Below are 11,556 nucleotides of genomic sequence, written 5' to 3'. Positions count from 1 at the left end.
GACCTGTAAAAGGGAACCCGGTTGCCACGGGTGCAACTAGCCCCGTAGCCGGTCGCCATGACTCAGCGATCTCCCTTCCGCTACTTCAAGACCTCGCCCGAGAGCCGTAACGCCACCGTCCCGCGAGGGGAAGGAGGTCGAAGCCGGGGAACTCTCGCGCTTGCGCGTCATTCGTTGTGGAAGCGGGGCCCATCGACGTCAAAGCACAATCTGAAGGAGATCGCCTGGAATTCGCACTAATGAATCAACGTGTTAAAGGGCAGAGAAGGTTCGACGGCAGGCCCATCCCCTCCGCCACTTGGCGTCTAAGCTGTTGATCAACTCGGGTGGCCAAAGGTCGCGCAACCTTCCCCCGGTCGTAGGTCGCGCAACCTTCCCCCGGCCGTCGCCGCACGGATGCTTGGTGCGGAACGAAAAGGGCAGGCGCGGCGATAGGGAACCGGTTGCCCGGCCTTGGCCCGGTCGGCGGCACCGGGTCAGCAGAACGCGGCGTGAAAGCCCCTGACACCCGCCCCGCGCCCTTTGCCCCGGTGAAAGCAGTTGGGGCAACAGGCCGGGTGACGACGCCTTGCGCCGCCTATTCGGCTGCGGCCTGCGGCGAAGGCAGTGCCTGCGCGTCGGGCACCTCGCAGCCGGTGGCGCAGCAGCGGCCGGGCTGCTTGCTGATGCGCCGCCCGTCGTCCAGGACGCCGCGGTCCAGCAAGCTTTCCACCAGCTCCACCTTCTCCATCACCGGATAGTTGCGCCAGATCTCGCGCTTCATCGCCTCGGGCGAGCCGCCGCCGTGCAGAGAGATCACCGAATACCAGCCGGCGTTGTCCGAGACGGTCAGATCCTCGACCAGCCGCGCCACCTCGGCGCGCTGCTCGAATGGGATGTCGGCGCGCCCGCCCATGACCGCCGCGATGGACGCGGCCGTGTCGGGGTTGTGATCCTCGTCCGGGCCGGGCAGCGCCACGATCAGCCCGCCCGAGACGTAATGCGCGACGCGGTGCATGTCATAGATCTTGGTCGCCAGCAGCAGCTTGCCGATGTTGGAAAACACCGCGTCGGGCATCACCGACCCGGCCGCATCCGTGGTGCAATAGACCGAGGACGCGACGCCGCAGGCATAGAAGCTTTCGGTGATGGTGATCAGCTCGACCATCTGGTCGCGGATATGCGCGTGGCGGTCGGCGTCCAGCCCGTTCGCCTGGATCATCAGTGCGCCCGCACCGATCAGCAGGTCGCCAAAACCCGCCCGTGCTCCGATGCAGGAATGGCGGTGGTGGGTCGCATAGGAGGTGGTGAGGAACCCGCCCTCCTCGGTCTCGCCCGCCAGGAACACGCGGTCATGCGGCACGAACACGTCGTCAAAGACCACCATCGCCACGGCCTGCCCGTATCTGGCCGAGAACTTTGCGGCGGCGTTCCCCGGCTGGCCGGCGGGGCGCGAGATGATCGTGACGCCGGGCGCGTCGCAGGGCACGGCGCAGCAGACGGCGAAGGCGCTGTCCTCCGGGACATGGGTGCGGCAGGGCATCACCAGGAACTCGTGCATATAGGGCGCGCCGGTCACGATGGCCTTGGTGCCGCGGATGACGATGCCGTCCGCGCGGCGTTCCGTGATGTGGACATAGACGTCGGGGTTCGCCTGCTTGCCCGGCCGCAGTGAGCGGTCGCCCTTGGCGTCGGTCATCGCCACGCCCAGCGTCAGGTCGCGGTCCTGGATGTCGTGCAGATAGGCCAGGAAACGCTGGCTGTAATCCGTGCCGTGGTTGGCGTCGGTCAGATGCGTCGCCTGAAAGATGCCATTCAGCGCGTCGTGGGTCAGGTAACGCTGCGCGCAGCCGGACGTCTTGCAGACCAGCCGCACCGCCTCGAGCTTGTTCAGCAGATCCTGCGAGGTTTCGTTGATGTGCAGCATCCGGTTCACGGTCTTGCCGGACGTGCCCTGCCGCGCGGTCATGATGGGCGCGTGCTGTTCCTGCAAGGCAAAGTCGTAGGTCACGCCGACCCCGGCGATGCCGGGGGCCAACAGCGGCTCGTCCGCGACACTGTCCACGGCCTGCCCGCTGACGAAGACGCGGGGTTTATAGGCGCGGAGCGAGTCCCGGTAATCGGCGGCGGACATGAGCATGGCAATTCTCCCGGTTGATCGATCAGCTAAACGCTGTTAGATTTTCTAACAGTGTTAGATTGGCGGTCAAGGGGCGAATGATGGCGCAGGGGCAAAGACGGCGGGCGGCGGGCGTCGAGGGCAAGCGCGAACTGATCCTTGACGCCGCGCGACAGATCTTTGCCGAGGAAGGGCTGGACGGCGCCAGCCTGCGGTCCATCGCAGTCCGGGCCGGGTATACGCCCGCCGCGCTGTATTTCCATTTCGATTCCAAAGAGACGATGTATGCCGAGGTGCTGCATGCCTCGCTGGACTCGCTGGGGGCGGCGGTCAGGCTGGGCATCGCGGACGCGAAGTCGCCGCAGCAGCGGTTGAAGGCGGCGGCGATGGCGTTCTTTCGGTTCTATGCGCAGAACCCGCGCGACCTTGACCTGGGGTTCTATCTGTTCCGCGGCGGCATGAAGCCCGCCGGGCTGGGACAGGCGCGCGACGAAAGGCTGAATGCGGCTCTGGCAGCCGCCCTGCGGCCCATCGCCGAGGCCGCCGTCGCGATGGGCGTCTCCACGCAGCGGGCCGACCTGCTGACGGTGGACTGTTTTGCCCATGCGGCCGGGCTGCTGCTGCTGCTGCATACCGGCCGCATCCGCACGTTCGGCGCCTCGGCCCCCGAGCTGATGGAAACCTATGTCGATGAACGCATCGAACGCCTTGCGCAGGAACGAAAGCCATGACGACCATTGATCCCGCGCGGTCGCTGCTGCTTGTCATCGATTTTCAGTCGCGCCTGATGCCCGCCATCCACGACGGCGAAACGGCGGTTCGCAACGCCCGGCGGCTGACCGACGCGGCGGGCCTGATGGGCATCCCCTGCCTGTTCACCGAGCAGAACGCCCGGGGCCTGGGGTCCACCGTCGATCAGCTTGCCGTGCCGCCCGGCGCGCTGCAGCACAAGCAGTTCTTCGACGCCTGCCGCGAAGACGGCTTTCTTGACCGCGTGCCCGCGGACGCGCATGTGGTGGTCGCGGGCTGCGAGGCGCATGTCTGCGTCCTGCAGACGGTGTTGGGCCTTTTGGCCGCAGACCGCAGCGTGTGGGTGGTCCGCGACGCCTTGGGCTCGCGCCATGCCCAGAACAAGGACGCGGCGGTCCGCCGGATGGAGCGTCACGGCGCCGAGGTCGTCACGACCGAAATGGTGGTGTTCGAATGGCTGCAGACCGCCGAGCATCCGAGGTTGCGCGAGACGGCCGCGCTGATCCGGTAATCCGCGGGTCGCAAGGACCGTCCCGCTGATCGCCGGGCGGGCCTGACGCCCCGCTGTGCCGGGGGGAACATTGGCCCGGATCGGACGGCCTTTGCCGGGCCAGATCGCCGGCCCTGATCCGACGCATCCTCTGCCAAATCCACGACACGCCCGCGCACCACGGTTCCGCGGCGTGGGCATCGGTCGCGGCCGGCGACGCGGCACCGGCGGGCCTGCCATCCGACCCATCACCCTGCCACGTCCGCCACCCGCCCGCGAAACACGGTTCCGCTGCGTCGGCAATTCGTCCTGCCCCTTGAAGCCGCATTGGCGGTCCCCCTTCGAAGGCGCTATGCGGGACGCCGAACCCCACCCCGAGGAATCAATGTCCTATTTCCCCTCCTGGCGCCCCGCCACTGGTCCCGTGGTCATGCCGGATGAGCGGCTGCCCGCCGCGCAGTCCCTGACGATGGGCATCCAGCATCTGCTGGCGATGTCCGGCTCGACCATCGTGGCGCCGATCCTGATGGGGTTCGACCCGAACGTGGCGGTGTTCTTCTCGGGCATCGGGACGCTTTTGTTCTTTGTCGTCACCGGTGGGCGGGTGCCCAGCTATCTGGGTTCGTCCTTCGCCTTCATCGCCGTGGTTCTGGCGGTGATGGGACAAGAGGGCGCGACCATCGGCCATGCCCTGGGCGGGATCGTCGCCTGCGGCGTCCTTTATGCGCTGATCGGGGTGGTGGTCATGCTGGTCGGATCGGGCTGGGTGGAACGGCTGATGCCGCCGGTCGTGACGGGCACCATCGGCGTGGCCATCGGCCTGAACCTGGCGCCGGTGGCGGTGCAGCAACTGAACGCCTTCGGCAATCCCACGGCGGCGCACACGACCATCGCGCTGTTGACCGTGCTGTGCATGGCGATGGTCGCCTGCCACGGGCCGCAGGCCTCGCGCCGCATCTCGGTCCTGCTGGCGCTGGTGTTCGGCTATCTGCTGGTGCTGACGCTCGGCAACGGGCTGGGCATCGTGCCCGGCATCGATTTCAGCAAGGTCGCGGGCGCCGCCTGGTTCGGGCTGCCCAACTTTGCACGGCCCGAGTTCCACTGGTCCGCGATCACGCTGATCGCGCCGGTGGCGATCATCCTGGTGGCCGAGAACCTGGGCCACATCAAGGCGCTGGGCGCGATCACCGGCCAGAACATGGACCGGTATATCGGCCGGGGCTTTCTTGCCGACGGGCTGGCGACGGTGGTCGCGGGATCGGGCGGCGGCACCGGCGTCACCACCTATGCCGAGAACATCGGCGTGATGGCCATGACCAAGGTCTATTCGACGCTGGTCTTTGTGATCGCGGCCGTTGTCGCCATCCTTCTGGGTCTGTCGCCCAAGTTCGGGGCGATCCTGCAGACGATCCCGGCCCCGGTGCTGGCGGGCCTGTCGGTGTCGGTCTTCGGGCTGATCGCGTCGGCGATGGTGCGGATCTGGGTCCAGAACAAGGTCGATTTCGCCGACCCGCGCAACCTGTTCACCGTGGGCGTGGCGCTGATCTTCGGCGCGGGCGACTTTACCCTGCAGATCGGCGATTTCGCCCTGGGCGGCATCGGCACCTCGACGCTGGCGGCGCTGGTCCTATACCAGATCCTGGGGATCGGCCGAAAGCGTGAGCCGTCGTCAGAACGCGGGCATCACTGAACCCCGGAACCCAGGACGCGCTGGTTCACCAGCTTGTGCCACAGGACGGCGAACCCTTCCTCTGGCGCAAGCCCCTTTTCCAGGATCAGCGGATACGCAAGGAAATGCGGGCGTTCGGCGTCAGGGCGTGTGGCCGGAATGAACCGTTCGGCCCAGCCGCACAGGATGTCGTCGGGCGCGACGGCCCTGACCATCTCATAGTGAAAGAACGCGCTGCGCAGAAAGACGATGGATCGCCAGTATCTCGCCAGTTCCGACAGCAGCAGCTGAAAGAACGAGCCGCCGAACACCAGCAGTTTGCGCCTGCTTTTCGCATGTGGCGACATCATCAGCTGGATGACGCCAGAATTGCGCACCTGCAGCCCGTTCGACGCCTTGGTGATTTCGCCGATCAGGGGGGGCACCGGCCTGATTTCAGATACGGGCGGCGAGCATTTCGCGCCGAGATCGCCGGTGAACTCCTCGGTCCGGGTCGACATGGCCCGCGTGCGGGCGATCTCGCTGTCGTCGCGCAGGCCCAGCATGGCGTGCGCCATCTCGGCACCCAGGAACAGGTTGCCCAGCGGGCTGTAATGCGTGTCGGTGCGGCTTTGCCGCTCGGGGAACCCGTCCAGAACGTCCAGCGGATAGAACAGGTTCTGCGGCCGGACAGCCGGTGGCATCGCCCTTTCCAGCACCGATGCGACCGAACCGGGCGGCATCGAGCCGCGGAAGACGATCGGATCGGGAAACACCCAATGCGAGAAACGGATGCCCCGTTCGGCGCACCAGACCGCGCGGTGGTCGTGATTGGCGGCAAAATGCTCCTCGGCCTCGGCCGGAATGCGGGCCGACGCGCCAAAGCTGTCCAGAACGTGATGGTTGCCCCCGACAAGGATCAGGCGGCCGTCCAGCGCCACGGCGATGTTGGGGGGGACGAGCGTTCCTGCGGGAAAACCTGTGTCCACGCTGCACCTGCGAGCCAGCCCTTACCACCAAGCGTAGGACCAAAACGGCGGCGCACGGGCCAAGGTTCCGGTGCAGCCGCATCGGCATGACGTTCGGCGCAGGATCCCTCGGCCGCCCGGCGGCTTGCATCACGCCGCAACGGCTCGGCTTGGCCTCAGGCGAACGCCGGCTCTGCACCCCACGCGCGCCGCAGGGCCGGTTTGCGCCGCGCGCGCGCATGGCAGAACGGCACCACGACGACAGGGGGCCGCCATGACCGACACCACCACGCCCGCGGCGCACTGGCCGGACGGCCAGCCCGCACTCGGCACCACCGGGGACGAGGGATTCGGCAAGAACAGTCACCTGCATCTGATCGACGGCTCGGCCTTCATCTTTCGGGCGTTCCACGCGCTGCCGCCGCTGACGCGGAAATCGGACGGGTTGCCCATCGGCGCGGTCGCCGGGTTCTGCAACATGCTGTGGAAATACATCCAGGAGGCGAAGGGGCCGGACGCACCGACCCACGCGGCAGTCATCTTCGACCATTCGTCCAAGACCTTCCGCAACGATATCTATGCCGACTACAAGGCGAATCGTCCCGCGCCCCCGGACGAGCTGAAGCCGCAGTTCCCGCTGACGCGCGACGCGACGCGCGCCTTCAACGTCGCCTGCATCGAGATCGCGGATTACGAGGCCGACGACATCATCGCCACCCTGTCCTGCCAGGCCCGCGACCTGGGCGGCCGCGTGACCATCATCAGTTCCGACAAGGATCTGATGCAGCTTGTCGGCGACGGAGTCGAGATGCTGGACCCGATCAAGTCGAAACGCATCGGCCGCGACGAGGTGTTCGAAAAGTTCGGCGTCTGGCCCGACCGCGTGGTGGATGTGCAGGCGCTGGCCGGGGACAGCGTCGACAACGTCCCCGGCGCGCCCGGAATCGGCATCAAGACCGCCGCGCAACTGATTGCCGAATATGGGGATCTGGACAGCCTGCTGGCGCGGGCGGGCGAGATCAAGCAGCCCAAGCGCCGCCAGACGCTGATCGACCATGCCGACCAGATCCGCGTCTCGCGCCGTCTGGTGCAGCTGGACTGCGAGACGCCCATCGACTTTGCGATGGCCTCGCTTGAGGTGCGCGAACCGGACGCGGCGACGCTGATGGATTTCCTGAACACGATGGAGTTCCGCACCCTGACCAACCGGGTGGCGGAGCGGTTCCGCACCGCGCCCCCCGAGCCCGCGCCATCCGCCCCCGAGGCCGAGGCCGCGGCCGCCCCCGACTTTCCCAAGGTGGACTGCAGCGCCTATGTGACGATTTCGGAAGCGGGGACACTGGCGCGCTGGCTGGCTGCGGTCACCCAGCAGGGCGCATTCGCGCTGGATACCGAGACGACCAGCCTTGACGAGATGCAGGCCGAACTGGTCGGCATCTCGATCTGCCCGGCGGTGGGGATGGCGGCTTATATCCCCCTGGGCCATGTCAGCGGCGCGGCCGATCTGTTCGGCGGCGGCGAGCGCGCGGCAGGCCAGATCGACCGGGACGAGGCGCTGGCGATGCTGAAGCCGGTGCTGGAAGACCCCGCGATCCTGAAGATCCTGCACAACGCCAAGTATGACTGGAAGATCCTCGCCCGCCACGGCATCCGCATGGCGCCCGTCGATGACACCATGCTGATGAGCTATTCGCTGAACGCGGCGCTGCACAACCACGGCATGGACGAGCTGGCGCAGGAATACATCGGCCACCGCTGCCAGCCCATCAAGGAGCTGATCGGCAGCGGCAAAAACCAGATCACCTTTGCGCAGGTGCCCGTCGAGGCCGCGACCCGCTATGCCGGCGAGGACGCCGAGATCACCTGGCGCCTGTGGCAGATCTTCCGCCCGCAACTGCCCGCGGCCGGCGTGACCACCGTCTATGAACGGCTGGAACGCCCGCTGATCGAGGTGCTGGCCGGGATGGAGATGGCGGGCGTGCAGATCGACGCGCAGCACCTGAACCGCATGTCCGGGGCCTTTGCGCAGAAGATGGCGCAGCTTGAGGATGAGGCTTACGGGCTTGCGGGCGGCAAGTTCAACCTCGGCTCGCCCAAGCAACTGGGCGAGATCCTGTTCGGCCAGATGGGCATGACCGCAGGCAAGACCGGAAAGTCGGGGGCGCTGTCCACCAGCGCCGACATCCTTGAGGATCTGGCGGCCGAGGGCCATGCGCTGCCGGGCGTCATCCTGGACTGGCGGCAGATTTCCAAGATGAAATCGACCTATACCGACGCGCTGCCGACCTATGTCAACGCCGACACCGGGCGCGTCCACACCAGCTATTCCATCGCCGGGGCGAACACCGGGCGGCTGGCCTCGACCGACCCGAACCTGCAGAACATCCCCGTGCGCACCGACGAGGGCCGCCGCATCCGCGAGGCGTTCGTCGCGCCCCAGGGGCGGCGGCTGGTCAGCCTGGATTACAGCCAGATCGAGTTGCGCATCCTGGCCCATATCGCCGACATCCCGGCGCTGAAACAGGCGTTCGCGGACGGCATCGACATCCACGCGATGACCGCCAGCCAGATGTTCGGCGTCCCCGTGCAGGGCATGGACCCGATGATCCGCCGGCAGGCCAAGGCCATCAACTTTGGCGTCATCTATGGGATTTCGGCGTTCGGGTTGTCGCGCAACCTGCGCATACCGCGCGGCGACGCGCAGGCGTTCATCGACACCTATTTCAAGCGGTTCCCGGAAATCCGCGCCTATATGGACGCGACGGTGCGCGACGCGAAACGCGACGGCTTTGTGCGCACGCTGTTCGGGCGGCGCATCCACACGCCCGGCATCGCGTCCAGCGGCCCGGCGGCGGGCGGCGCGCGGCGGGCCGCGATCAACGCGCCCATTCAGGGCACGGCGGCCGACATCATCCGGCGCGCGATGATCCGCATGCCCGACGCCATCGACGGGCTGGACGCGCGGATGCTGATGCAGGTCCATGACGAGCTGGTGTTCGAGGCGGACGAGGCCGCCGTCCAGCCGCTGATCGCCGCCGCGCGCGCCGTGATGGAAGCCGCCGCCGATCCGGCAGTGCATCTGACCGTGCCGCTGGTGGTCGATGCCGGGTCCGGCGCGACCTGGGCCGAGGCGCACTGATCGTGGCGGGGCAGGGCAAGCATAATCACGGCCACGGCCACGGGCATGACCACGGCCAGGGGCATGGGCACGACCACGGACCGGGCGGGCATGGGCACGATCACGCGGCCGGTCTGGGCGACCGGGCGCTGGTCTGGGCGGTGGCGATCAACCTTGTCCTGACGGGCGCGCAGATCGTGGGTGGGCTGGCGGCCGATTCCGTCGCGCTGGTGGCGGACGGGGTGCACAATTTGTCGGACGCGCTGGCGCTGGTGCTGGCCTTTGGCGCGCGCCGGCTGGCGCAGCGGCCCCCCAGCCCGACGATGAGCTTTGGCTGGTCACGCGCCGAGATCGTCGCCGCCTTCGCCAACTATCTTGCGCTGATCGCCGTGTCCGTCTGGCTGATGGTCGAGGCGTTCGGCCGGCTTGCCGACCCGCCCCCGGTCGCCGCGGGCTTGGTCATGGCGCTGGCCGGGCTGGCGCTGGTCGTGGACCTTGGCACCGCCGCGCTGACCATGCGGCTTGCCCGCGACAGCCTGAACATCCGCGCGGCCTTCATGCACAACCTGGCCGATGCGGGTGTCTCGGTCGCCGTCCTGTTGGGCGGCGTGCTGATCTGGGCCTTCGGCTGGCGGCTGGCCGACCCGCTGCTGACGCTGGGGATTTCCGTCGTGATCCTGTGGCACCTGCGCGGCGATCTGATGCGCGTGCTGCGGCTGTTGATGCTGGGTGCGCCGGGCGGCGTCGATCCGCGCGCGGTGGCCGACACCGTGACGGCGGTGCCGGGCGTCGCCTCGGTCCACCATCTGCATCTGTGGCAGATCGACGAACGGCGCCTGGCCGCCGACATGCATCTGGTGGTGTCGGACGGCGCCGACCCTGCCGCGACGCTGCGGGCGGCCAAGACCGCGCTGGGCGCGCGCCACGCCATCGCCCACGCCACGATCGAGCTGGAAACCGCGGCCTCGGGCTGCGCGGATGACGCGCTGCGCGCCTAGCCGCCTGACGTCAGTGCGCGCCCTCGGCATGGTCGCGGTCCACGACGAACCGCTTGTCGCAATAGCCGCAATCGACCCAGCCGGTTGCGGGAGAGATCGCCAGCCACACGCGCGGATGCCCGCTGCCGCTCGCCTCGTCGCCGTCGCAGGCGACCTTCCATGCGGTCACGACCTGCGTTTCCGGGGCGGGCATGACCTCGCCGTTCTGGTCCTGGTTCGTGGACAGCGGCGTTTCGGTGATCGCGTGGCGCATCGGGGCTCTCTTGTGCTGGGGGGCAAAGGCCGGTTTAACGGCTGCGGACAAAGGCCCCGCCATTCTAGCCATCCCGCGCCCTGCGGCAAGCGGGCCGCCAAGGACCAGCCCCGATGACCGCCCCCCCGACACCCGCCGTGCCCGACGCCGCCATCCGACTGACCGGGCTGCAAAAGACCTATGCCGCCGCCGGACAGGTGCCTGCCAAGCACGCGTTGAAGGGCATCGACCTTGCCATTCCGCGCGGTGCGATATTCGGCCTGCTGGGGCCGAACGGCGCGGGAAAATCCACGCTGATCAACATTCTGGCCGGGCTGGTGAACAAGTCGGCGGGCCGGGTGGAGATCTGGGGATACGACCAGGACGTCAACCCGCGCCAGTCCCGCGCCGCCATCGGGGTGATGCCGCAGGAACTGAACATCGACCCGTTCTTCACCCCCCGCGCCAGCCTCGAGGTGCAGGCGGGGCTGTATGGCGTCGCGCCTCGCGACCGCTGGACCGACGAGATTCTGGCGCTGGTCGGCCTGACCGCGCAGGCCGAAAGCTATACCCGCCAGCTTTCGGGCGGGATGAAGCGGCGGCTGCTGCTGGCCAAGGCGCTGGTCCACCGCCCCCGCATCCTGGTGCTGGACGAACCGACCGCGGGCGTGGACATCGCGCTGCGCCAGATGCTGTGGGACAACGTGCGGGCGCTGAACGCGCAGGGGATGACGATCATCCTCACCACCCACTACCTCGAAGAGGCCGAGGAGATGTGCGACGAGATCGCCATCATCGACCACGGCACCCTTGTCGTGCGCGACCGCACCGCCGCGCTGCTGGCCCGCGCCGACAGCAAGACGCTGGTGATCGACACCGGCGGCTGGGCGGGCGCCGTCCCGACGCTGCCCGACGGGGTCAGCATCGAACGCCGGGCGGATGGGCGGCTGGCGCTGTCCTATGCGCCGGTGCGGGTGCAGGCCGACCGGGTCATCGACAGCCTGCGCGGCGCGGGCGTGCCGATTGTCGATGTGGTCATCGAACAGCCCGACCTGCAGGACGTGTTCCTGTCGCTGACCGGCAGCCGCTGACCGGATCGGGTGGGGGCGGGGACGCAGGGAGCCGGCCGGCGCGGGCAGGGCGGGGCCGAGCGGACAAGCCAGCGCGGGCAGGGCTGCGCCGAGCGGACAAGCCAGCGCGGGCGAGCAAGGCAGCGCCGCGATGCGCCCACCGCGCGGCCCCCCCCACCCGGCG

The 11,556-nt window shown here is 68.2% G+C and carries 9 protein-coding genes; 6 read left to right on the top strand and 3 right to left on the bottom strand.

Going from position 1 to position 11,556, the window contains the following annotated elements:
• Window positions 1-577: 577 nt before the first annotated feature.
• Window positions 578-2,119: a 4-hydroxyphenylacetate 3-hydroxylase family protein gene (locus EPA64_RS07980; RefSeq protein ID WP_134725737.1), complete on the bottom strand. Its 1,542-nt coding sequence runs from the start codon at window positions 2,117-2,119 to the stop codon at window positions 578-580.
• 77 nt (window positions 2,120-2,196) lie between these two features.
• Here EPA64_RS07980 and EPA64_RS07975 point away from each other — a divergent pair, with 77 nt between their 5' ends.
• The 3 genes from EPA64_RS07975 to EPA64_RS07965 all read left to right on the top strand — a co-directional run bounded on the left by EPA64_RS07975 (window position 2,197) and on the right by EPA64_RS07965 (window position 5,028).
• Entirely contained in the window at window positions 2,197-2,829 is a 633-nt protein-coding gene (locus EPA64_RS07975) for a TetR/AcrR family transcriptional regulator (protein WP_220443725.1), read from the top strand.
• Window positions 2,826-3,359 carry an isochorismatase family protein gene (locus EPA64_RS07970; RefSeq protein WP_134725736.1) on the top strand — a complete coding sequence of 178 codons (534 nt, stop codon included), beginning with the start codon at window positions 2,826-2,828 and terminating at the stop codon, window positions 3,357-3,359. The genes EPA64_RS07975 and EPA64_RS07970 overlap by 4 nt, the downstream gene beginning before the upstream one ends.
• A gap of 331 nt (window positions 3,360-3,690) precedes the next feature.
• Window positions 3,691-5,028 carry a solute carrier family 23 protein gene (locus tag EPA64_RS07965; protein ID WP_246026667.1) on the top strand — a complete coding sequence of 446 codons (1,338 nt, stop codon included), beginning with the start codon at window positions 3,691-3,693 and terminating at the stop codon, window positions 5,026-5,028.
• On the opposite strand, the gene EPA64_RS07960 is transcribed toward EPA64_RS07965, so the two are convergent.
• Complete coding sequence (locus EPA64_RS07960; protein ID WP_134725735.1) at window positions 5,022-5,975, bottom strand: pyridoxamine 5'-phosphate oxidase family protein; 954 nt, start codon at window positions 5,973-5,975, stop codon at window positions 5,022-5,024. The two genes, EPA64_RS07965 and EPA64_RS07960, sit on opposite strands and share 7 nt — an antisense overlap.
• A 253-nt stretch (window positions 5,976-6,228) precedes the next feature.
• On the opposite strand from EPA64_RS07960, the gene polA reads away from it, so the two are divergent.
• Together polA and EPA64_RS07950 are read left to right on the top strand one after the other, a co-directional pair.
• Window positions 6,229-9,093, top strand: a complete 2,865-nt coding sequence (gene polA, locus EPA64_RS07955; RefSeq protein ID WP_134725734.1) for a DNA polymerase I — start codon at window positions 6,229-6,231, stop codon at window positions 9,091-9,093.
• Window positions 9,094-9,095: 2 nt separating this feature from the next.
• Window positions 9,096-10,070 (top strand): cation diffusion facilitator family transporter, encoded by a 975-nt coding sequence (locus EPA64_RS07950; RefSeq protein WP_134725733.1) that lies wholly within the window; start codon window positions 9,096-9,098, stop codon window positions 10,068-10,070.
• A 10-nt stretch (window positions 10,071-10,080) separates the two neighbouring features.
• Here the strand turns inward: EPA64_RS07950 and EPA64_RS07945 are convergent, their stop codons facing one another.
• Window positions 10,081-10,263 carry a zinc-finger domain-containing protein gene (locus EPA64_RS07945; RefSeq protein WP_134725773.1) on the bottom strand — a complete coding sequence of 61 codons (183 nt, stop codon included), beginning with the start codon at window positions 10,261-10,263 and terminating at the stop codon, window positions 10,081-10,083.
• Window positions 10,264-10,436: 173 nt separating this feature from the next.
• Here EPA64_RS07945 and EPA64_RS07940 point away from each other — a divergent pair, with 173 nt between their 5' ends.
• On the top strand, window positions 10,437-11,393 hold the full coding sequence (locus EPA64_RS07940) for an ABC transporter ATP-binding protein (protein ID WP_246026666.1): 957 nt from the start codon (window positions 10,437-10,439) through the stop codon (window positions 11,391-11,393).
• Window positions 11,394-11,556: the final 163 nt, after the last annotated feature.

The sequence above is a fragment of the Paracoccus luteus genome (genome assembly GCF_004522155.1).
Lineage (GTDB): Bacteria > Pseudomonadota > Alphaproteobacteria > Rhodobacterales > Rhodobacteraceae > Paracoccus > Paracoccus luteus.
This window is presented reverse-complemented; position numbering and strand designations above follow the sequence as displayed.

Coding starts and splice junctions, on each gene's coding strand:
- EPA64_RS07945 (WP_134725773.1), bottom strand. CDS start 10,263: ATGCCCGCCCCGGAAACGCAGGTCGTGACCGCATGGAAGGTCGCCTGC.
- polA (WP_134725734.1), top strand. CDS start 6,229: ATGACCGACACCACCACGCCCGCGGCGCACTGGCCGGACGGCCAGCCC.
- EPA64_RS07980 (WP_134725737.1), bottom strand. CDS start 2,119: ATGCTCATGTCCGCCGCCGATTACCGGGACTCGCTCCGCGCCTATAAA.
- EPA64_RS07970 (WP_134725736.1), top strand. CDS start 2,826: ATGACGACCATTGATCCCGCGCGGTCGCTGCTGCTTGTCATCGATTTT.
- EPA64_RS07940 (WP_246026666.1), top strand. CDS start 10,437: ATGACCGCCCCCCCGACACCCGCCGTGCCCGACGCCGCCATCCGACTG.
- EPA64_RS07975 (WP_220443725.1), top strand. CDS start 2,197: ATGATGGCGCAGGGGCAAAGACGGCGGGCGGCGGGCGTCGAGGGCAAG.
- EPA64_RS07965 (WP_246026667.1), top strand. CDS start 3,691: ATGCGGGACGCCGAACCCCACCCCGAGGAATCAATGTCCTATTTCCCC.